18 protein-coding genes and 1 riboswitch are annotated in these 23,159 nt (G+C 43.9%); of the genes, 7 read left to right on the forward strand and 11 right to left on the reverse strand.

Going from position 1 to position 23,159, the window contains the following annotated elements:
• Nucleotides 1-163: 163 nt before the first annotated feature.
• Nucleotides 164-1,636 (reverse strand): carboxypeptidase M32, encoded by a 1,473-nt coding sequence (locus AB4209_RS16230; RefSeq protein ID WP_017066275.1) that lies wholly within the window; start codon nt 1,634-1,636, stop codon nt 164-166.
• Nucleotides 1,637-1,932: 296 nt separating this feature from the next.
• Between AB4209_RS16230 and AB4209_RS16235 the strand changes: the two genes are divergently transcribed.
• Nucleotides 1,933-2,568, forward strand: coding sequence for a LysE family translocator (locus AB4209_RS16235; RefSeq protein ID WP_017058961.1), 636 nt, complete (start codon nt 1,933-1,935; stop codon nt 2,566-2,568).
• 107 nt (nt 2,569-2,675) lie between these two features.
• Here the strand turns inward: AB4209_RS16235 and AB4209_RS16240 are convergent, their stop codons facing one another.
• The 4 genes from AB4209_RS16240 to AB4209_RS16255 form a co-directional block, all read right to left on the reverse strand.
• Nucleotides 2,676-4,151 carry an aerolysin family beta-barrel pore-forming toxin gene (locus AB4209_RS16240; protein ID WP_372056477.1) on the reverse strand — a complete coding sequence of 492 codons (1,476 nt, stop codon included), beginning with the start codon at nt 4,149-4,151 and terminating at the stop codon, nt 2,676-2,678.
• 560 nt (nt 4,152-4,711) lie between these two features.
• Entirely contained in the window at nt 4,712-5,173 is a 462-nt protein-coding gene (locus AB4209_RS16245; protein ID WP_048616408.1) for a hypothetical protein, read from the reverse strand.
• On the reverse strand, nt 5,170-5,982 hold the full coding sequence (locus AB4209_RS16250; protein ID WP_372056479.1) for a transcriptional regulator: 813 nt from the start codon (nt 5,980-5,982) through the stop codon (nt 5,170-5,172). The genes AB4209_RS16245 and AB4209_RS16250 overlap by 4 nt, the downstream gene beginning before the upstream one ends.
• 384 nt (nt 5,983-6,366) lie before the next feature.
• Nucleotides 6,367-7,737: a sodium:alanine symporter family protein gene (locus AB4209_RS16255; RefSeq protein ID WP_048606947.1), complete on the reverse strand. Its 1,371-nt coding sequence runs from the start codon at nt 7,735-7,737 to the stop codon at nt 6,367-6,369.
• Between the two features lie 128 nt (nt 7,738-7,865).
• Nucleotides 7,866-7,986: riboswitch (glycine riboswitch) on the reverse strand.
• Nucleotides 7,987-8,595: 609 nt separating this feature from the next.
• On the opposite strand from AB4209_RS16255, the gene AB4209_RS16260 reads away from it, so the two are divergent.
• Nucleotides 8,596-9,330, forward strand: coding sequence for a chromosome segregation ATPase (locus AB4209_RS16260; protein WP_017059725.1), 735 nt, complete (start codon nt 8,596-8,598; stop codon nt 9,328-9,330).
• Between the two features lie 322 nt (nt 9,331-9,652).
• Nucleotides 9,653-9,880, forward strand: coding sequence for a hypothetical protein (locus AB4209_RS16265; RefSeq protein ID WP_065584878.1), 228 nt, complete (start codon nt 9,653-9,655; stop codon nt 9,878-9,880).
• A 143-nt stretch (nt 9,881-10,023) separates the two neighbouring features.
• Here AB4209_RS16265 and AB4209_RS16270 read toward each other — a convergent pair whose 3' ends face one another.
• The 6 genes from AB4209_RS16270 to AB4209_RS16295 form a co-directional block, all read right to left on the reverse strand.
• Nucleotides 10,024-11,565 (reverse strand): sodium:alanine symporter family protein, encoded by a 1,542-nt coding sequence (locus tag AB4209_RS16270; protein WP_017059723.1) that lies wholly within the window; start codon nt 11,563-11,565, stop codon nt 10,024-10,026.
• A gap of 560 nt (nt 11,566-12,125) precedes the next feature.
• Nucleotides 12,126-13,298, reverse strand: coding sequence for an ABC transporter permease (locus tag AB4209_RS16275; RefSeq protein WP_136982890.1), 1,173 nt, complete (start codon nt 13,296-13,298; stop codon nt 12,126-12,128).
• Nucleotides 13,295-14,614, reverse strand: coding sequence for an ABC transporter permease (locus tag AB4209_RS16280; RefSeq protein ID WP_372056482.1), 1,320 nt, complete (start codon nt 14,612-14,614; stop codon nt 13,295-13,297). The genes AB4209_RS16275 and AB4209_RS16280 overlap by 4 nt, the downstream gene beginning before the upstream one ends.
• A gap of 7 nt (nt 14,615-14,621) precedes the next feature.
• On the reverse strand, nt 14,622-15,596 hold the full coding sequence (locus AB4209_RS16285; protein WP_372056484.1) for an HlyD family secretion protein: 975 nt from the start codon (nt 15,594-15,596) through the stop codon (nt 14,622-14,624).
• A gap of 3 nt (nt 15,597-15,599) precedes the next feature.
• On the reverse strand, nt 15,600-17,036 hold the full coding sequence (locus tag AB4209_RS16290) for a TolC family protein (protein ID WP_372056486.1): 1,437 nt from the start codon (nt 17,034-17,036) through the stop codon (nt 15,600-15,602).
• 215 nt (nt 17,037-17,251) lie between these two features.
• A complete protein-coding gene (locus AB4209_RS16295) occupies nt 17,252-17,479 on the reverse strand; it encodes a hypothetical protein (protein ID WP_009846577.1) in 228 nt (75 codons plus the stop codon).
• A gap of 617 nt (nt 17,480-18,096) precedes the next feature.
• Between AB4209_RS16295 and AB4209_RS16300 the strand changes: the two genes are divergently transcribed.
• The 4 genes from AB4209_RS16300 to pgl all read left to right on the forward strand — a co-directional run bounded on the left by AB4209_RS16300 (nt 18,097) and on the right by pgl (nt 23,158).
• Nucleotides 18,097-19,749 (forward strand): sensor histidine kinase, encoded by a 1,653-nt coding sequence (locus AB4209_RS16300; protein WP_032545674.1) that lies wholly within the window; start codon nt 18,097-18,099, stop codon nt 19,747-19,749.
• A gap of 69 nt (nt 19,750-19,818) precedes the next feature.
• Nucleotides 19,819-20,514, forward strand: a complete 696-nt coding sequence (locus tag AB4209_RS16305) for a response regulator (RefSeq protein ID WP_372056488.1) — start codon at nt 19,819-19,821, stop codon at nt 20,512-20,514.
• A 410-nt stretch (nt 20,515-20,924) separates the two neighbouring features.
• A complete protein-coding gene (gene zwf, locus AB4209_RS16310; protein WP_170963357.1) occupies nt 20,925-22,427 on the forward strand; it encodes a glucose-6-phosphate dehydrogenase in 1,503 nt (500 codons plus the stop codon).
• A complete protein-coding gene (gene pgl / locus AB4209_RS16315; RefSeq protein ID WP_372056503.1) occupies nt 22,424-23,158 on the forward strand; it encodes a 6-phosphogluconolactonase in 735 nt (244 codons plus the stop codon). The genes zwf and pgl overlap by 4 nt, the downstream gene beginning before the upstream one ends.
• The last annotated feature ends 1 nt before the right edge of the window (nt 23,159 follow it).

A 23,159-nucleotide genomic window follows, 5' to 3' on the forward strand; every position in this document is an offset into this window, starting at 1 on the left:
CAAGTGTCGTCTACCCGACCTTTTCTAGTTAGAACCAAAGCTACCCTTCAGCCATAATTGTGACTTTTGACTTACAATACTTGTACTATGCTTTTTTCAGCTTGGTTCTACTTACACAGCAAGCTCTGCAAGTAGAAACCTTCAATGTAGTTGGGCGTTTTATCTACAGATAACGACTTCTCAAATGGTCTTTGAAGTATTGCGCATTCAAGGTTTCGCCCGTTGCACCTTTCACCAAGTCATCAGTGGTCAGCAGGCTGCCTTTGCTCCAAATGTTTGATTCTAACCAAGTGAAGATAGGGGATAGGTCACCGCTTTCAATCACAGAGTTTATATCTACCGTTTTCTTCATTGAAGCCATGAACTGCGCCGCGTACATCGCACCTAATGTGTACGATGGGAAGTAACCAAATGCGCCGTCTGTCCAGTGGATGTCTTGCATACAACCGTTAGTGAAATTGCCTTGAGTGCTTAAGCCAAGGTATGACTGCATCTTGGTATTCCATAACTCTGGAACGTCGGTGTGTTTGATCTTGCCGTTGATCAAGTCACGTTCAATTTCGTAACGTAAGATAACGTGCGCAGGGTAGGTCAGTTCATCGGCATCAACACGGATGAAGTCTTTCTTCACGCGCGTGTAGATCTTCTGGAAGTTCTCTTTCTCAAATTCTGAGCCTGAGAATTGCTGACCAGCCAAGTTCGCTAAGTGTCCAATGAACGGGTCGCTGCGGCCGACTTGCATCTCGAAGAATAAAGATTGAGATTCATGAATGCCCATAGAACGAGCTTCCCCCGCTGGTTGTCCTGCTAGGTGTTTTGGTAAGCCTTGTTCGTAACGTGCGTGGCCTGTTTCATGCACAATACCCATTAAGCTTTGAACGAATTCCGCTTCGTCATAGCGTGTTGTGATACGCACGTCTGAAGGGACGCCGCCACAGAATGGGTGAACACTTTCATCCAATCGGCCGTGTTCAAAATCGAACTGAAGCAGCTTCATGACTTCTAAACCCAGTGCTTTCTGTTTCTCGGTCGAATAGATACCTGATGGTGCGTTAAATTGCTCGCTCGATTGTTTTTCGATCACTTCATCAATTAAACCTGGAAGCCAAGTTTTAACGTCTGCAAATAGGGTATCAAGTGAAGTAGAGCTGGTGCCCGGTTCATAAATATCCAGCATCGCATCATAAGGCGTTAGATTGGCTGCGTCTGCGCGAATCTGCGCTTCTTCACGAGAAAGCTCAACCACTTCACGCCAGTTCTTTTCGAATCCAACCCAGTCGTTGTTACCGCGTTGGCTACGCCACGCATGTTCACATTTTGAACCCGATAGAGATTTCGCTTCAACCAGTTTTTCTGGAAGTAGGTTTGCTTGTTGCCACTGGCGTTTTATTTCACGAAGTGACGATTGTTGCTCAGTGTTCAGCGCTTCATTTTCAGCGTCTGCAATCCAATCGCCAAGCTGTGGTTGAGTCATTAAGCCGTGAATATGAACAGAAAGCTCGGCCATCGCTTCACTACGAGCTTGGTTACCACCTGCTGGCATCATTGAAGCTTGGTCCCAACCACAAATAGAAGCTAGGTGTTGAAAGCGTGAACATTTTTGAGAGTGTTCGACTAGTTTTTTGAATGCGCTCATTTGACTACTCTTAATTTGGTTTCTTTAAATGATCCTTAGGGCTGCGTCAGCGTTAAGGTTCATCTCGTGTACTTTGATTATGGCTTTGCTTTTTAATGACGCCGACCTTCGCAGTCGAAGATATAGCGAGAAAAGCATGAGGCGATACGATGCCTTGAATTTACTATTTCTTAACAAATTAAACTGTTCTATTGTGCACAAAATCAGTGAGTTGTATAGCTGGTGGTAATTGTTGCTTGCGAATTGTTCAGATACACGGTATTGATGATAGATTGCTGAACAAGAATGACAATGATATGGATATTTTGAACTTTGAGGCATTTCTAATTGCCATCACTATTTTAACGCTAACGCCGGGCTTAGATACGGCTTTGGTGATTCGCAACACCAGCCGCTCTGGCTTAGCTGACGGTTGTATGACGAGCTTTGGTATTTGTAGCGGCTTGTATGTACACGCGTTTTTCTCTGCTGTGGGTATATCTGCAATCCTCGCCCAGTCCGCTGAACTCTTTCAAGCCGTTAAGATGGTGGGTGCGGTTTACCTCATCTGGCTTGGCTTAAGCAGTTTGCGAGCTTTGATGAAAAACGGTGGCGGTTTGAAGGTAGGTGAACAAGCTCAGCAGGCTTACAGTGCAAAGCGTTCTTTGCGTGAAGGCTTTCTGTCTAACGTTCTTAACCCAAAAACAGCAGTTTTCTATCTGGCCTTTTTACCTCAATTTGTAAACCCTGAAGGTTCGCCTTTATTGCAATCTATGTTGATGGCTTCGGTACACTTTATGATTGCGATGGTGTGGCAGTGTGGTTTGGCTGGTGCACTTAATTCCGCTAAAAACTTGCTCAAGAACGCGAGTTTTATGAAGTGGATGGAAGGCGTGACGGGCATGGTGCTGGTTGGGCTGGGTGTTAAGCTTCTGATGGAAGAGCCTGTGTAGTTCACCGTTTTCCAGTTGAACATGAATATATGAAAGCCCACGATGTGTCGTGGGCTTTGTGCTTTAATACTGGTAGATCTTTGTACCGATCTTATTCAACAGCGCAGTTATTCAACGACGCTAATGTTCATCTCAGCACCTTCGAAACCTAAGTCACTCAACTCATCGGCATTAAAGTTGGTGGTAACTTCGATGTCGCCAATGCGCTCAGTAGATTCGTTGACGGAATCAGTACTTCTTTTGCTGCGTAGATTGTTAGTGATTGGTGTTGCTTGTCCAATTTCGATAGTACCTGCAAATTGAGATTCAGCGTAGAAATCACCAGACACGTAAGAGTGGAATGGGCGCAAGCTTCCGCCAGTCGCGTATTGCATGCTTGATAAACCAGCTTCTTTAATCGCCCAGCCCCAATCCCACCATTTTGTTTCACCTGGGATGTAACGGTGATCCCATTGGTAGCGAATGTCGGCAGATTCACTGCTGCCACGACCCATGGTGAAGGTATGAGCCTTGTATGGGCGGTTATCTGGATGGGAGTGCCACGCGTTGCCACCCCAACGAAGGAAGCCGTTGAATTCAACATCGTAGCTAATATCGGCGTTGAATCGGTACGGGTAAGAAATGCTTGAACGATACAGCTCAACTCGAATCGGTAGCTCTGAGTTTGCTGGAACCATAGGACGCGCTTGAAGTGTTACTTGCTCGCTAGTGGAGTTGCCATTTGTTTCCGCGAAGCTTTGGTTAGCCTCGAACTTAACGGTGAGCTTAGTTTCGCCAACCAAAGGCCACTTGAAGGTGTTCTCTGTTTGAACGCTCTGTGAGAACCCATAACTGTTCGTTTTCGACCAGTTTGTTGATTCGTCTACTTTTAGGTCGACCACCACTTGTTGCGCGATATTGCTGTTGTTTCTTGCCGTCGCGTAAACCGTCTTCACTAGTTCACGGTCCGACTCGACAACATCACCATGCCAAAAGTTGTCATCGTTAACGGTGTAGGCAAAATTGTCGACGGTGATTTTGGTTTTTTCATCACAGCGATACCCACTACAAGAGCCATTGTTATTTCCCTGTATCACCCAGCTGTTGCCAGAGCGCTTTATCGTCATGTCTTCGCCAACGTACTGACTGTTATTACCGCCAACCCATGCGTAACCTAGGTTGTGGGCTAAATAGCTTAATGGGCGAACAAAGTCGTTACGGTTGTTCACTAATTCATACTGAACATCGATTTCGCTGCCTTCCTGAACCGATTTGGCGGAATAGTTAGGGATTTCAGATTGGTCGTTGTTTGGGTAACAGAACGTTGACCCACTGCTTGATTGCTTAATTTCGCCATGATAACCCGGCCCCATGATTACCCAGTTTCCTTTTAACCCGGTGATCTGCCAAGTGCCCATACGAGCGACCAAAGCACTCTTCTGCTCTTCGGCTTCATAACGGTCTATAGGACGATAACCAGAGCGACATACATCTTCACCAAGTTGGTCAAACACTATTTGGTCTGGGTAAATCTTCGCATTTACACCGGTTGATAGAACAGACAACACTGCGGTTGCTAAGAGACTTCTGTTTACTGTGATCATTAACAATTCCCTCATTTGTAATTTTTCTATTTTGATAATGTTTTGTGTGCCGTGCAGTTAACAAGACAAGTTCACTTTTTCATGTTGATAAATAGATAGATACTGAAAAGGGTTGAATTAAATTGCCAAATTAATTCAATGACTTGTATTGTCATTAGTGTTTTTACGGTGAAAGAGTATGCAACTGAACGTAAATTGTTTGATGGGGCTCAAACCGTTTTTAGAAAAATGAAGGCCCATTATTCGGGCTTAGACGTCAAAATTATTTGACGTTATTTTTGGCGCTTGTATGAATGGTTAATTAGAAGAACAGATATAACCATTCACAATGCTCGTAGTTTTAAGGTGGGCAAGTAGTGAGTGATAAGGAGTAAAAATCTAACTTGAATATTTTGATTTGCTATCGGTTTTAAAATGCAAACCCTTAATGTAAGGAAGACGATAATAATTGTATTACTGATAAAATAATGAAAATAACCATCCGGTTTTTATGTGTAATATCGGAAAATCTTGCTACTTGATAATAGGGCACTTGTTGCTAGTGGTTAAATTATCTCTAATTATCGTTTGGCCAGAAGTTGCGTTCGGCCTGTATTACACGTTTTAATGATGGCAAATAAATCATTCGAACTTAAGATATCAATCTTTACCGTTAATGGGTCATTGTTGATTAACAGGTAAGGCGACAATCGGCTGTCATTCATTGTTTTATTTATTTTTTGCACAGAGACTAAGTCGATGGTGCCAGAAATAGAAAAGAAAAGTGATTGAGAAGGGCGGGCTGTTCCCCTGAATCGCAGAACAAGTGGGTCGGGCATGTTGTCATCTTGAACGGACATCAGGTGCAGCACCTTGTTGTTACTTATTTTCGTTAACCCGTCGGTACGTAATACATTGTCATTCACTATTAGGTCCACCACGCTATGTTGGTAGCGATGCTCTTCTTTTGGTTGGGGCGAAGGGATACTCCATATGCCAACCAATAGAACGAATGCAGAAATGAGCGCAACGATTGGCATCATAATTGACCTCTTTCTAGGAATAACGCCAGTTCGGTACTGGCTTGATCTAGTTGGGTTGGCGTGTAAAAGATGTTGACGGACTGGCGTGTGGCTTTGTTGAGAATAGAGAGCTCTGAATATTTCGCTTCCTCGCTAATGTACGCCACACAATCACATTGATACTGATAGAGAATGCTTTCTAGCTCTGGCGTCATCGCCATTTCAGGGGCTTGGAAAACTTGTATTTGACCTATCCATCGCTCACTGAGCCGGTTAACGGGGTTGATATCGCTGAGGTTTCTCTCACTAACCTTAGCAAAAGCCAATAACGCTGATGCCAACAGTAAGCAGCCAGTGGTGAAGTAGCACAACTTGTTTCGGTTTTCAGCAGTGGGAAAGTAAGCCGACGAACTTTGTTTAGGGTTAGGCTGAGGTTCGACCGCAACGGCTGCACCGATAGCAATACCGTTATTGCCGACGGGTATTAGGTTGCTCGCATCAGTAAGGGGAGTTGTGGCTGCATTATTGATGGGGGAGTCGATTACCACGCACTCATCGATAAGGCGATAGCCCACCTTAGGAACGGTGACGATTGGGGTTTCTTTGATGCCTAATCTAACGAACCCTTGGCGCAGTAAACTTATACTTTTCGCTAGTGACGTATCCCCTATGAACTCGTTTCCCCAAGCGAAGCTAATAATATCTTGTTTGTTAACAATATCGGGTGAGTTTTTATGTAATAACTCCAGAACTCGAGTTTCACGGTATCCTACTTTAATAGAACGTTCATCGTTATAAATACGGTTTTTAATCGGGTCGAATCTGATCATATAGCCAACGTTTTATTTTTATTATAATTCTATCTACAATGTAGATGACTATAAACTGACTAATATATGAATTAAAGTCACATGTTTTATTCTTCTGGTTTTTTGTGTTGTTGAAACAAAAAGAAATTTAATATGTTTGTGACAAAATGCCTTACACCAACGCACAATCTGTTAAATATAAGTAATATCTAATTAAGTGTTGGTTTTATTAGTGTCCTTTTTATTAGTCTTCTATTGGCTTTATTAAATCGCATAGTAGTCGATTTAATATTCTTGTTATTTATAAGGGCATATGTGCTGCATAATAATTTAAGACGTTTCGCTATGTGATGAAAATAAAAAAGCCCGCAGTTGAGTGCGGGCTTGGTATTCAATCAATTCAGGTTACGCTTTAACTGCTTCACAATCTTTTGAAGAAGTTAACGGTTTGAAGAATAGCTTGGTTTCTTCGATAACAACGTGGCGCAGCAAGATAAGCCCGATTAGGTTCGGAATTGCCATTAGGCCGTTCACGATATCAGCTATTATCCAGATCATGTCGAGCTTCAAGAATGCACCAGAAGCCACCAAGGCGATGAAGATAATCTTGTAAGGCAAGACTGCTTTGGTGCCTAGCAAGAACACAACACAGCGCTCACCGTAGTAGTTCCAACCTAAAATTGTTGTAAACGCAAAGAAGATTAAGCCAACAGAAACCAACATAGGGCCAAGGGTATCTGCATTCAGACCAACAGCGAATGCGTGAGTGGTCATCGCAGCGCCTGAAAGGTCCGTCTGCCAAGCACCCGTTAAGATAAGCGCCAAGCCTGTCATCGTACAGATGATGATGGTGTCGAAGAAGGTACCTGTCATGGAGACAAGTCCTTGTTTCACACATGAGTCTGTTTTAGCCGCTGCTGCAGCCATTGGTGCGCTACCTAGGCCAGATTCGTTCGAGAACACACCCCGAGCGATACCTGATTGGATAGCAAGCATGATGCTCGCGCCAAAGAAACCACCGGTTGCTGCTGTGTTGGTAAACGCAGAAGTAACAACAAGGGTAATAGCATTCAGTAGTTGGTCTGCATTTGAAATTAGAACGCTTAAACACGCGACGACGTACATAACCGCCATAGTAGGAACAACTTTCCCTGCCACTTTAGCGATAGATTGGATACCACCAAGGGTTACAACCGCCACCAATATCGTAAGAACGACAGCAGACATCTCACGAGAAGCGCCAAATGAGATTTGAGTTGCGTCTAAGATAGCGTTGACTTGTGGGAAGGTACCGATACCGAAGCAAGCAACACCGAGCGCGAAGACAGCGAACATTACCGCCAAGATTCGTGAGCCGACACCGTATTGCAGGTAGTACATTGGGCCGCCAACCATTTCGCCATTGCTATCGGTTCTGCGGTATTTAACGGCAAGTAGACATTCTGCGTATTTGGTCGCCATACCAAATACAGCGGCAAGCCACATCCAGAAAAGGGCGCCAGGGCCACCAATCTTGATTGCGGTCGCTACACCCACGATGTTACCTGTACCAATGGTCGCTGAAAGTGCAGTACACAAAGCCGCGAAACTCGATACGTCACCCGTACCGGATTTGTCCTTGCTGAACACCATTTTCAGTGCGGTTGGGAGGTGTCTAAACTGGAGTAAGCCTAAGCGAAAAGTAAAGTAGATACCTGTACCCACTAGCAGAATAAGTAGTGGTGGTCCCCAAACGAATTGGTTGATGGTTTGCAGTGTAGCTTGTAGGTGGTTCATAGATTCCCCTTAATAAATTAAAAATTTAAGGAGAAGAGGGAAGGCAGTGCAGATCACAGGGATCGGGAGCACTACTTAATACATACGGATTTCTAGATAGAATTCTTTTGTTAATTAAGGCTGTTGCTTTCCACTCCTCTGTCCTTTTGCCTGAGAGTTTCACTTAGCGAATCACTTATAGAATAAGTAACGGGCACTAAGCTTGCTCCTTCGGCGACCGATCTAACGGTTCTCTCCAGAGGTTCCTCCAACGACAGTCCTCACTTTTCTGGATTTCTCCAGCATAAAGTACCTGAAAGATTTACTTCTTCGGTGGGTCAATCTAACTAAATGTTAATATTTAGTTAAAAACCACTCTCCTGCAGTCTTCATCGGAACAATTACCTAAATAATTAGGTAATCTGTAGGCGTATCCTAGATCATATAAAATGTGATGTCAGCTACAAAATATCTGTTTGCACAAATGTTGTTCAACTAAATGATCAAACAACGAGTCTCTGACGTAACTTGCTTATTTAAATGGTATAAAATAGAGAAACAAGGAGGAGTTATGACTCGACTAATAGCGATTGTTTTTTTATTGGCTTTGGCATTTGTACTATTTCGTTACCGGACAAACGAAAAACTGCAAAAATGGGTAGTGATAGTTATCGTTAGCAGCTTCCTTTTGTATACTGCCAGCTTGATGATTTCGGAGTTAACTCGTTAAGCGTGCCTGTAAACAGGTGGGATGAATGTGTTAGCAGAGCTTAAGTGCTTCTGGCTTGAGCGATAGGTTTAACTGAGCCTACACTATCAGTATTGGCATTCGTGCCAGTGACCGCGTAACGTTAAACAAATTTTTGGGAGTACCCGCTAGTGAACCAGCAATCTGGACAAAGCGAACAAGATGAAGTGGTTGTTATTGAAGAACGCGATAAGCGCAGTCAGCTCTATATCGGCATTGCTGCGGTTATAGGTTTAGCACTGGGTGGCTTAATTGGTTCTACAGTTACGGCTTCTAAGTGGGAGTCCACTTACCAGGTACTCGAAACTCGTTATCAAGAACTGCATGACAGCAGAGCACAGTTGATGACATCCGTTGAAACTAAAGTGGCAAAAGTTGATACCGAAATCGATGCGAAAGTAGAAGCCGCTCTAGTGAAACAAACGGAAGAGCATCAAAAAGAGCTCCAGGAATTAGCGAAGCAGTCTTCGGTTTTAGAGAAGGCGAACTACTCGTTAGAGCAACAGCTAAATGAACAGAAGCAAACGTTAGAGCAAACTCAGCAAGACAACCAGAAACTTAATCGTCAGGCTGACATGCAATCGACTTTGTTTGAGCGTGCGCGTGAAGTTTTCCGAAAAGAATTACAGATTTCTCAAGAACTTGAAAAACTTGAGAAAGAAAGAGATCAACTCGAGCAGAATCTTGGTTCTCTTAAGAAAGCGTGTGATGTTTACTTAGATGGCACATCATGGGATGCGAAATCTGACGCGTGTGAGAAGCAAGATAACGCTAACTCTCGACTGAGTGATATAAGACAAATGATTGAAGTCCACACCATGGACCTCAAACAGATCAAAACTCTCACTGAAGAGATGGGTCTATAAGCCGAAGGCTTTACCAACCTAACGTTAGTTTTGCACTAAATATTGAAACGCCCACATCACACACGTGATGTGGGCGTTTTGCGTTTGTCGAGAGCATAGATCCGGTGCTTTCTCATTATTGATTATTTGCGTGTTTTCATTGTTTGCTTAGATATTTGTGAATAGTTACGTATATCCACAATGATATGTTACTTGTTGTCTATTAAATGACTTTGCATACATATTTTCAGCTCAGAGTCGCTGCATAATAGTGTTGTTCAGGATGAACACGCAGTCGATTGCTAGCTCGCATTTGGCTGCTTTGACGACAAGGGATGGAGTGATGCCAGAGTATCTTTGTGAGAACTGCACCATAGCTTATTGTTTCGATGATTGTCGCTCGCCATTAGCGCAAAAAGAGATGATCAAAGTAGAAGAGTTGGTTCGTCGTGTCGATGTTGAACACGATGATGAACAGAGTGAAAAGGGTGAAAAGAGTGAGCAGGGCATTGAAGGTAGTTATTCGCCTAATCGTTCAGACATAAAAAATCCCCACAAGCCAAGCTGGTAGGGATTTTGGATAAGTTGCAGTCCTGTTCTCGCTTTCTCAAGCAAAGGGTCTTACAAAAATTTTTAGAACAGTTTCGTTTTTAGAGCTGTGTCGTTTCTTAGAATGCAGTTAGCTACTAGAGCAAAACCTCATTCCACTAAACGTTATTTCTCATACGTTTTGATTTCGCCTGATTTCACACGAGCAACAAACGATTGCAGTTCTTTCTTCACAACTGGCATCAAGAAGTACAGACCAAGAATGTTGAAGATAGACATCGCAAAGATAGCCGCATCAGAGAAGTCGATTACCGCACCAAATTGAATCGTGGCACCAATAACAACAAACACACAGAACATCACTTTGAAAATCAGCTCTGTTGTTTTGCCTTCACCAAATAGGTAAGTCCAAGCTTTAAGACCGTAGTACGACCAAGAGATCATGGTAGAAAACGCAAACATAATTACCGCGAGAGCGAGTGTGTATTTGAATACTTCTGCCGTTTCAGTAAACGATGCAGCAGTCAGCGTTACGCCCGTTAAACCAGAACCATCGAATGGACCTACGTTTAAGCCAGCAATAGTGATAACCAATGCGGTCATTGTACAAATGATTACCGTATCAACGAACGGTTCTAATAGTGATACTAGACCTTCGGTGATTGGTTCTTTTGTTTTAACCGCTGAGTGAGCGATAGCTGCTGAACCTACACCTGCTTCGTTCGAGAACGTTGCACGTTTCAAGCCTTGAATTAACGCACCAATAAATCCACCAACAACACCTTCACCAGTAAATGCACCTGTAAAGATTGCGCTGAACGCAGGGCCAACTTGATCAAGGTTAGAACCGATAACAATCAGAGCCATACCGATATACAGAGCAGCCATCCAAGGAACAACTTTTTCTGTTACCGATGCGATAGAAGGCATACCACCAACAATCACAGAGAAAACTAAAGAGGCAAGTACAAGGCCAGTGATCACACCGTATTCACTTGGTACATCAAATGCGTAAGTTAACATGGCGTGTGCTTGGTTAGCTTGGAACATGTTACCGCCGCCCAATGCGCCTAAAATACACATTAATGCGAAACCAATAGCGAGCACTTTACCTAGTCCACCTAAACCTCTTTCACCCAGGCCTTGGCTTAGGTAGTACATTGGACCGCCCGAAACAACACCTGAAGGTAGGATAGTTCGGTATTTCACACCTAAAGTACACTCACAAAACTTAGAAGCCATACCCAGAAGGCCACACAAGATCATCCAGAATGTCGCGCCAGGACCACCAATCGCAAGTGCAGCACCTACACCGGCAATGTTACCAAGCCCGACAGTACCAGAAAGCGCCGTTGTTAACGCTTGAAAGTGAGAAACCTCGCCGTCCTCTTTAGAGTTAGGATCGGTATACTTACCTTTGATAATGTCTATCGCCATGCCGACACGTTTAAATTGAACAAAGCCAAAATAAACAGTGAAGATGATCGCAGCGAGCAACAGCCAGCCAACAATCACTGGAAAGTTAGCTTCACCAATCGGTACACTTTTAAATATCAGCCCAACGAACCAACCTGTGTATTCGTTGAAAAACCCATCAACACTTTGACTTAAGTTGCTGATAGCTTGGTTAAATGATCCTTCTTCTGCAAATGCACTGGAACTAAACAATAATATAAACCCAAAAAATAATTCACGTATGTTTTTCATGGTTTTCCCTGTCTTTTTAATAAATTATGTTTGTTGCTGTTGTGTTTGTTTTCTATTTGATTTGTATATCTCAGCGGTATATCTACTTCATTCGACTGCAACATAAACGGCTGTAGCTAGGTCGAAAAACGAAATAAATATAAGTACTGATCTTGCTTTGTATGGATATCCTTTTGGTATGTGCACCAATAAGACTATGGTATTCGGGATATCAAGCCCTACTGATAATCCTATACATAAAAATAATACCAACAAAGAGATTTTTACAATGAATTTACAATTGTTCGGGTTTTGTCATCATTTGGGAATAAGTCGATGCTTTTTATGCTGAGAAAAGCATATGCAGTAGCTGCTATAGAGTCGGGTGAAGGAGAATTCAGAGTGATGGGCTGGAGGGACATAGAGGGCGCGTAGGGGATTTCGAGTATTCGATATGTTTTCGAGGTGTATAAACATTCTAAGGCTGAAAGTGTATTCGGATCTTAGGATATTAAAAAAGCCCTTTATAAGAGCTTTTTTGATGAGCGGAAAGCATGACTACTTTCCGATAGCACATAAAACTAAACGGCTCGATCACTATTGCTATTGCCAACCGTGCTTTTGCTGGATTTGTGGTAGAGCTTAAGTGCCAATAACGAACCCCACAACAAAACTTGTCCCCAGAGTAATGTCCATTGAGACGCCACCGCTTGCCAAGATGCACCCATCTGATTAAGTGCTAAGAAACCTTGGATAGCCGGTGTGCTTGGGAATAGCTGTGATAACAGAACTAACCATTCAGGCATCATTTCAACTGGCCAGATAAAACCTGAAGAGAAGATCAGTGGCATTGAACTGATTAACACTACTACCGTGACGAGTTCTCTTCGTGGCACTAACTCACCAATAAAAATCCCGATCAAACAACTGGCCAGTAAGAAGGGCAGAAGTAAGGTTAAGATCTGTGTTGTTGAGGCGAGCTGGTTTATCCCATACATCGAAAAGCTAGCGCCGAAATAGTACATCGACAACAGGTAATAAATGCCGACTAAGGTACAACAGCGGGCAAGCATCAATTTCGCTGGAGAGGTCTTACTCCAGTAGCCAAATGTCGATTGAGCATTTTGGGTTGCACCCACTAAACCAGAAGCCATGGCTAAGGTTTGTTGCAGGATCAACACAAAGACGGCTGGAACTACGTAATCGATGTATCCCATGCGACTATTAAACGTTGGTTTCAGGTTCAAGCTGAATGCACTGTAGCCTTTGGCTGCCGATTCTAAAGGCACACCTTCGACTAACAAATGGCTGACCTTAACTTGCGCAGCTAACGTACCACCGGCCTTGGCAAGCCCTTCAACAATGGTTCCGTAGACCAAAAAGTAAGAAGCATCACCAGCGTAAGAAAGTGTCGGGCTCTTACCGAGCAACAAGTCTTTATAGAAATCTTCTGGAATGACAAGGAATCCGCCAATCTCTTGGTTAAGCACGGCTTGTTTCGCATCGGCGATGGTGGAGTCTCGACGGACCAATTCGATCTGAGAGGTGGCATCCACCATACGCTCTAATTGATAGCTGCTTTGACTCTTATCCAAGTTCACAACCGAAGCTTTCAGTTGTTGAGGAACTTGGTTCGCGTAAGGCAATGGATACAAGAAGGAATAGAAGACCACACCACCAAATACCGTAAGAAGCACGACAGGGTTGCGCAATACCGCTAAGAGTTCTTGCTTGAGCAGTTGAGTAAAGCTCATCGTTTTACTCCTTGTTGTGCTGATGCTTCTGGCTGTGTTGACGGCGTTGTTTTTGCAGATAAAACTGCTTTTGCTGATAGACCTGCTTTTGTAGATGGATCTGCTTGTGCAGTTAGAGTTGATTGCGCCAAGTGTTTCTTAATTAGCAACATTACCACGAAAGCAGGAACTGCGTACCACAACATAGAAGAGAGGCTGATCAAAGACTGTGCTGCGCTCACACCATAACTAGACTGCGCCGTTTGTACTTCGATGTAATGACTCACGGGCAATAAGCTTCTCCAAATTTGAGCAGCCGTGTTCATGTCTGTCACTGGAAAGGTAATGCCCATGAACGCGAAACTCGGTGCAGTAAAGGCACCTGCGAAACTCATCGCCCTTGCTGGATCAAGTGTTAAGAAGAAAAACAAACAACCCATGATGATACAACTGATCACTGTCAGTATTTGGGCAATGGTCAATGCTACAAAGCTGCCATTAAATGGCCAGTCTAAGAGAGCATAGAACCAAAAGCTAAACGCGATACCAAACATTAAAAATAAGACAGCATAAGGTATTAATGTTGAGGTTAGCGACTTCATAGGTGCGTTGGATAACCAAGCTTGAAGACCACGTGCTCTAACGTTCGCCGTTAAAACTAATATCGTGCCGACCACAACCATGATCTGCCACAGTGCAGGAATAACTGCAGACACCAAGAACTGAGCATAACTGCTGTTCTTGTTAAACAGTGGCGTGATCTGGCTTTGCACTGTTACTGCTTGGCCTAATGCTGATTGGACTGTGGTATCACCGAGTGACAGTTGTTTAACCACTTCAAGTTGAGCGTTAAACGTACCTTGAGCTTGTAGCAGAGCCGAGTTCACTAATTTGCCGATCAAGATAAATTGGCTGTTGTAGAACACGGATACCTGCGGGTTTAAACCTAGGTAAATATCTCGGTCAAAGTGTTTAGGTATTACAACATAGCCGTAGATATCACGTTCGATCATCGCTTTTGCCGCTTCACTCGCTGAGCTGTATTTCTGAGTGACTTGCAGTGTTGGTGAAGCATCAACAAGGCGTGTGAACTGTTGCGAGATTTGACTGTGCTCAAGGTCGACAACTGCGACCGGTAAGTCACGAGCGATCCCTTGTGAAAAAATCAGCCAGATACTGGCAGCAAGCAGCAAAGGAATCCAAGTTAGGCAAGACAACAACCATTTGTCTTTGCGGACAATCGCCCACTGCCTAAGCAAGGTATTCTTCGCTCTATGATGCTCAGTTGGTTGCGAGCCTCTAGATTGCGATCCAGTATATTGAGAGTTAGCAGACATAAGTCACCTAAAGCTCAACCACTAGGCTCATGCCCATACGCAGTGTTTCGCTCGTATCGACAGGGTGCGCTTCTACTTCAAAAGTACGTAAATCGAAGCCTTGAGCTGCGTCTGTTGAGCGCCAAGTTGCGAAATCACCCATTACGGCAATGTGAGTTACTTGGAAAGTTAATGATTTATCCAGAGCCGGTAGGTACGCCTCAAACTGGCTGCCTTTCTCGAAATGCTTAAGCATGTCTTCACGGACATTGAGCACAGCCCAAGCATCCTTGGTGTCGATAATAGTCACAACAGGGAAGCCTTGTGGTGCAAGCTCTCCACTGCTCAATAGAACCTGAGAGACTTCGCCATTAAACCAGCTGTGGATCTGTGTGTCTTTTGCGTAAGCTTCAACTTCCGCTACCGCACCCGCTGCCATTAACGCTTTTTGAGCGGCGGCCACTTTGGTTTCGTCACGAGCACCTTCTTGCGCTAATTGATACATTTGGAACGCAGCGCTTTCGGTGTACTTCGCCGCTTGCCACTGTGTTTTGGCTTCATCGCGTTTTTGCTCGGCAACCACACCATCGTTGTAAAGGTTGTTTACACGTTGGTAGGTTTTGTCCATCAGATCGGCAGCTGCTTTGGCTTTCAACCATTGGTCTTTAGCCGCTTGGATCTGTTGAGTACGCGCGCCATTCTCTGCTTCTTGTGCTAATGCACCAGCGGCTTTCTGACCAGCTTTTGCTTGCTCTAGCTTCGCATCAATCTCAGGGCTTAGTAGAGAGAAGATCAATTCGCCTTTTTCAACTGAATCACCTTTACGCACGAATATTTCATCAATTCTGCCAGGTACTTTCGATGAAATGCTGTATTGCTGCGCATCGATTTGACCCTGAAGCTTAACAGGCTGTGGTTGATAAGCTTGGTAGAAACTGTATCCGACCCAGCCAATAACGCCGATACCAACTAAAGATAGAAGAAGGGGCTTAATAGGTTTCATGAATTATCCTTTTGACTGGCTATCGGTGTCTGTTTTTGAGTCGAAATCAGACGGAACAGAAGAGGTTAAGTAACTTGAGTAAGCATTCATCTCGCTAGTTAGCGCTAACAGCTTGTTGAGAGAGATTAGGTATTTGAAGCGAGCAGCAGATTGCTGGGTTTTAATACTCGCAAGATAGAGTTCTGCATCAACCACTTCTAATGAGTTAGAGAGACCTTGTGTGAAGGCTTTTTTACGAAGCAATAGATTTTCCTGAGCCAAAGACAAGCTAGAGTTTAGGCCTTGAACCTCTTCAATCGCTTGGTTTGCTTCAAGGTAAGTCTTTTGTACCAACACGGTTAAGTCTTGCTTAGCTTGTGATTTAAGGAATTGAACCTGTGATACGGCACTGTGAGCGGCGGCGACTTTGTCGGAACGGCCTGAAGTGTCAAGCAGTGGCACATTCACACCGATGCCAACCAGCCAATCGGGTTTCATTTCACTGGCTAGAGAGTCATCTTCATACAGGCTGTAATCACCATAAAGATAAACTTCTGGGTAGTATTTACCTTTCTCGGCTTTAATTAAGCTGCTTGCTTGTTTCTCTTTTGCATCAAGAATCTTAAGGCCGGGATAGGTCATGAGTGTCTGGTCAATGAACACGTCCATATGAGGCAGGTTCTTATTGATAAACAGTTGTTCAGAGGGTTCTACACTTTCACTCTGACCAAGGATCTGAGTCAACGCCAATTGAGCAATTTTAAGATCGTTCTGAGCTTTCGTACGCTCTACAATCGCTTTATCTAAAGAAGCATCGGCTTGTAGGCGTTCTACTCGGGCGATTTGACCTTGCTGTTCAAGCTTGATGGCGAAATCTCGATGTTGAGTTAAGCCTGCTTCAACGGCTTGACGCGTTCTCACGACGTCTTCCGCTAAGATCACCGAGAAGTAATACTTACTTAAGTCTTCGTAGCGAGCTTGTTTCTCCATTAAGAGTTGGCTTTGCGCTTCTTCACTTTTACCTTCAGCTGCTGTTTGTGCTGCGGTAATTCGACCACCTGTAAAAATGGGCCACACTGCGCGAATAGAAGAGCTGAAGATATCTTGCTCGGTAATCGTTGAGGTAACACCACCTAACTGAGCTAAGAAGGGAGCAAGTGCTGGATCTACGCCGCTTAAGCTGTCGGCAAACTGTTCACCATTGATAGTTACGTCACTATCAAGGTGCGTGTAGTTAGCCCCTAAGGTAATAGAAGGTAGATTAAGGCTACTTGTTGAGTTCTGAAGGTGTTGATAACGTTCAACGTTGGCTTGTTGAGCTGCAAGTGAGTTGTTGTTTTCTTGCAATATTTGCCACGCTTCAGAAAAAGTGAGCGGAGCTGCGTAGCCTGGCGAAGCGATAGTGCCGAGAAGCATACTGGCGATCGCAAGGTATCGGAATTTTGGTTTGGTCATCTGCATTAAATACCAATTAGAGTATTAACTCTAATGTTAACAGGGCGATAGTCATTTGTCTTGGATAGATTGTCTCATATGAATAGAAACTCTCATAACTCGTTAATCAAGTGTAAATAAGATTGAGTGACGTGAATATCAAAGATAAATGAAACTTAAAAAGCACGCAGAAGCGTGCTCTTTAAGTTCAGTATAGAAGTGTTTTTACAAAATGAAGTGGCTTATTTAAAGCTAGGACAATGGTGATCGGCGCGCCATACCAATTGTCTTGAACCTTGCATTGTTTGTAATAAATCTCTACCTGACATTTGCGGGAATGCTAACAATACCTTGAGATCGAGTGGGGAGGTACCATCTTTCTCATAGGCTCTTACGTGAGTAAAAGTCGATTGTAAGTGTTTGAACAGCATAGTCTTAGTAAGACAAATTCCAAAGTTATCGCGTTTCATTGCCTTGTTTCCTTTTCAACAATGTTTATACGTTATGTTTGTTATCCTGTTTCTATTGGACGTTGCCACTGATCGATACTTCCTGCTCATCAATGCTTTATTATTGGGTGCTGCTTTTATCAGTCACCTCTTCGTTGTCTGGCTAGCCGAGTTTGAAATAGCGATAGATGAATATGGGAGAATACTTAATCCGTTTGTCCATCATTCGTAACGGCGAACGAGTAACTTTTACTTATCGATACGTCCAGCGAGTGAAGAGTTGTTGCCTTTCTGTTAACCAAAAATCCGGTTTAAAGCGCAGTCTTAAAATTGCAACGTATAGCTTGGCAACAATAAACTCCTTCATATGCAACCATTATAATTGTATTTATTTTAAACAACCTAAAAAACACCTAAAAGCCTAGTGATCTAGCTCAATATTTATTCGTTTATTTTGGTTTTTAAGCTAATCCGTTCTAAAAGTGAACGATTAATCGAGATGAACAACGTAAAGGATTATCAATTAACAATCTGCTCAATTATTTAGTTGAGTAGCAGTCACAAATTCACGTCCCTAGAAAGGTCATGCGATTAACTTGGTGTTAACATTGATCGTCTAACACTAGGGACGGTGGAATATGAAATGGAGCAGTATCAGTTTCCGTAAAAGGTTACTGATTATCATGACGGTCACTGGCCTCGTTGAACTTTTGATTCTTGCAGCGGCTGGTTTTTACTACATCAAACAATCTCAAGAACAAGAGATGGGTTTGAAAGCGTTAGGTGTTGCTGAATTTCTATCTGAATCGCCACTTGTCACCAGCATTATTCAAGAAAATGGAACGTTGGACCCTAATGGCGTTCCCTACGTTTTGTCTGAAGAAACCCAAGTTAAATTTCGTAACCTTACTCAGCTCATTGGCGCGGCGTTTATCGTTGTTGGAGATGATAAAGGTATCCGCCTGATTCACCCTTACGATGACAGGCTCGGTAAACCCATGCGTGGTGGCGATAACCAAAAAGCATTGGTATTGGGCGAGTCTTATGTGTCGACCGCCAAGGGATCGCTGGGTTTCTCAGTTCGTGGTAAATCCGCGGTAAAAGACACTCAAGGTACCGTTATTGGGGTGGTGTCAGTTGGTTACTTACTGGATTCTTTACAAGATCGAATCGAACCTTATTTAGCCTTTTTGATTGTGATGGCGTTGCTGGTGGTTGCGGTCAACGCTTTGATTTCGAGTTATGTATCTCGCCGTTTTCAACGCGCTATTTTAGGCTTTGAACCTGAAGAGATAGGCCGACTGTATGTTGAGCTAGATGTAACCATGAGTACCGTGAAAGAGGGCATTCTGAGCATCGATAAGCACGGCATTTTACGTTCTATTAATAAAAGTGCCTGCGATATTTTATCGATAGACAGGGATAAAGCACTCAACCAACAGCGCCTTTCTGATGTATTGCCAGGCAGTGATTTAGAACAACTGCTATCAACGGGCGACACTGACCACGATGTTGAATTGTATTTGAACAATAAGCGAATTATTGCCAACCGCAGCCCGATTATAGTGGCTGGTGAGGTGGTCGGGGCGGTATCGAGTTTCCGATTACGCGATGAAATCAACGATTTAACAGACCAGCTCTCACAAACCAAAGAATATGCAGATCTACTGCGTTCACAAACCCATGAGCATCAAAACAAGCTCAACACCATTAGCGGCTTGATCCAGATGGGCGAGTTGGATTCAGTACAGCAACTGATTGGCCAAGAAACCGCGCACTATCAAAGCTTGATCGAGTTCTTGCGTGAAACCGTTAAAGACCCGCTCATTGCAGGTATGCTCCTTGGGAAGACGGAGCGCGCGCGAGAAATTGGTTTAGAGCTTAAAGTTGAAGAAGGCTCAAGGCTTGAAGCTCTGCCTAGCTGGTTAAACGCGGATGACGTTGTCACAATTCTTGGCAACCTGATTGATAACGCCTTTGACGCCACCATGACGGCGATTAAGCAAGAGGGTCAAATTGCGCCAGCGCGTCGGGTTATTGAAGTTTCAATCAGTGATTTTGGTAATGAAATTATCGTAGAAGTAGAAGACAAAGGGTGTGGTTTGCCGAAAGAGTTGGCAACCAAAGCACTTACCGAAAAAGGCGTATCGAGCAAAGCGAAGCAAAATCGTGGTGTGGGTTTGTATCTGATAAAGCAGTTGGCAGACCGATATCAAGGGCAGCTTGAAATGGTCGACAACCACGATTTTGGCACGCGAATGACGGTTTATCTGCCAAAAGAAGAACAATAATAATTAAGCACGAAGCGATCTTATGAAGATCATCGTGACGGAAAAAGCATGGTTAAAGGAAGAACATAAATGAACGCAATCACGAGAGTCATGGTCATTGAGGATGATATTGCGATTGCAGAGCTACACCATCGTTATTTAGAACAGATGGGTGGCTTTGACGTGCTCGGCATTGCCACCACACAGTCTGAAGCGCTGATGCAACTGGACATCTTAAAACCGGATTTGGTGTTATTGGATGTGTATCTGCCGGACGGTTGTGGGCTCGATATTCTTAATCACGTAAGAGGGAGCAATCAAGGCTGCGATGTTATCTTGATTACTGCTGCTCGAGATGTGGATACGCTGCAGCAAGCAATGCGTGGTGGAGTGGTCGATTATCTATTGAAACCAGTGATGTTCCCTCGCTTGGAAGCGGCACTGAAAAAGTATCAATCTCAACAGCAAGAGTTTGAAAGTGTGTCGGATTTGAATCAAGGTTTGGTTGATAAGATGCTGCAAGCCAATGCCAAAGCGGACTCTGGAAAAGTATCCACCTTACCCAAAGGCATTGATGGCGTAACGTTGGATAAGATCAGAGCCATTTTTCAGCAAGCTGATGCCGTGAATATTACCGCCGATGAAGCCGGAGAACGAATTGGTGCTAGCCGAACCACCGCCAGACGCTATTTAGAATTTTTGATTACCACTGGTGAGTTAGTCGCGGACTTAAATTACGGTACCGTAGGTCGCCCGGAGCGCTGCTACAACAAAGCGCAAAGATAAACACGACACCATCAAGATAAATATAAAGCCAGTTGAATAAGCTGGTTTTACCTTTCTCTCCCTTTCTCATTGCTCACTCCACCGACCAGATACCGTTCTTTCTTGACTACACTGTTTGAGAATGCCGATTTGCATCTCCCTCGGATCAAATGAATGGAACTATCGATTAGAATTTGTTCGAAATGAGTCAATATTTAATCGATTGCTTTCACAGTGGTTGATGTAAATCAAATAGTCATAGACAATACTGTCCCGAATAGAGGTGATAGCTTTCACCCTCGTTTACCAAACGCATTCTCAAATTTAATAGGTGCTTACTATTGATGTAATAGTTAAGACCTATTATCTATTTTCGTATGTCGCTGATACCTTTGGCGAATACTAAAAACCTTGTTTTTATAGGAAAGATGATGGTAATACCTGAAAACAGCAGCATCGTTATTTTTGGTGCGTCGGGAGATCTAACTTACCGCAAGTTAATTCCTGCTCTATACCACCTGTATGCTAGCAATCAACTACCAGAATCCTTTGCGATTCTTGGAGTGAGCCGTACTGAGTACAGCGATGAGTCTTACCGTGAGAAGCTGAAGAAGTCTCTTCAGGAAATGGAAAAAACTGAACCTGAGACGCTGAATGCATTTATTGAACATCTGCATTACCAAGCGATCAACACTTCAGATGTAGACGACTATGCTCGTTTAGCACAACGTCTAGACAAGCTTGAGCAAGACTACCAATTCGAAAACCATAACACTCTGTTCTACTTGGCAACGCCGCCAAGCCTATACGGTGTTATCCCAGCAAACCTTGCTGCGCATGGCCTTAACGATGAATCGAACGGCTGGCGTCGTCTGATCATCGAAAAACCATTTGGTTACGACTTAGCATCAGCTCAAGCGTTGGATGAAGAGATCCATCATCACTTCCAAGAACACCAGATCTACCGTATCGACCATTACCTTGGTAAAGAGACGGTTCAAAACCTTCTAGTGCTTCGTTTCTCAAACGCGATGTTTGAACCACTGTGGAACCGTAACTTCATTGAATACGTTGAAATCACAGGTGCTGAGTTCCTTGGCGTTGAAGAGCGTGGCGGATACTACGACGGTTCTGGTGCAGTTCGTGACATGTTCCAAAACCACCTGCTACAAGTGTTAGCGATGGTTGGTATGGAGCCACCTGCTCAAATCAATGCTGATTCTATTCGTGACGAAGTGGTTAAAGTACTTCAGTGTCTGAAACCTCTTGAGGAAGATGACCTACGTAAAGATCTCGTTCTTGGTCAGTACACAGCTTCAGACGTTCGCGGCCAGCACTTGCTTGGTTATCGTGAAGAGCCGGGTGTAGCAGACGATTCTCGTACTGAAACGTACATTGGTCTTAAAGCGCACATCAATAACTGGCGCTGGAATGGTGTTCCTTTCTACGTTCGTACAGGTAAACGCTTACCAACGCGAGTAACGGAAATCGTGATTCACTTTAAGAACACGCCACACCCAGTATTTGGTCAAGATGCACCAGAGAACAAACTGATTATCCGTATCCAACCGGACGAAGGTATTCAGATGAGCTTTGGCTTGAAAGAGCCGGGCGCAGGCTTCAAAGCAAAAGAAGTGAAAATGAACTTCTCTTACTCTGACTTGCCTGAAACTCAAATGCTAACGGCTTATGAGCGTCTTCTTCTTGATGCACTAAACGGTGATGCAACTCTGTTTGCACGTACCGATGCAGTAGAAGCGTGTTGGAAGTACGTTCAACCAATCTTAGACTTCAAGCAAGATCCTCAAGCACTGTTTGGCTATGCTTGTGGTACTTGGGGCCCACAGGAAGCGGATGAACTTCTGCAACGTGATGGCCGCGCATGGCGTTTCCCATGCAAAAACTTAACAGACACGGATTACTGCGAACTATGATCAATCACAAGATCTTTGCAACGCCAGAATTGGTTGTTGAAACTCTAGCAAACGAAATGAAAGCGTACAGCGAGAAGGGTAAACCTGTTCACATTTCATTGTCTGGTGGCAGCACGCCAAAAATGCTTTTCAAGCTTCTAGCTCAAGCACCATACGCAGAAGGTATTCAATGGAATAACCTTCACTTCTGGTGGGGCGACGAACGTTGCGTGGCACCAGACGACGCTGAAAGCAACTTCGGTGAAGCAAACGCGCTCTTATTTTCAAAACTAAAAGAGTTTACTCAAGTGAACCTTCCTGCTGAAAACATCCACCGCATCCGTGGTGAAGATGAACCTAAAGCAGAAGCAGAGCGTTTCGCAAAAGAGATGGCAGACGTAATCCCAACAGAAAACGGCACGCCAGTTTTCGATTGGATTCTGCTAGGTGTTGGCGCTGATGGCCACACAGCTTCACTATTCCCGGGTGCAACCAACTACCAAGATGAGAACCTGTCTGTACTGGCTTCTCACCCTGAGTCTGGTCAAATCCGTGTTTCTAAAACCGCAAAAGTTTTAGAAGCAGCAAAACGAATCAGCTACCTAGTACTGGGTGCAGGTAAAGTTGAGATTGTTAAAGAAATTCATACTACTCCTGCTTCAGAACTGCCTTACCCGGCAGCGAAAATCCAGTCTAAAACTGGCGAGACAGAGTGGTTCCTAGATTCAAATGCAGCAAGTGCTATCGCATAAG

Origin of the sequence: Vibrio sp. 10N.286.48.C11, assembly GCF_041469805.1 — a bacterium.
Classification (GTDB): Bacteria; Pseudomonadota; Gammaproteobacteria; order Enterobacterales; family Vibrionaceae; genus Vibrio; species Vibrio crassostreae_C.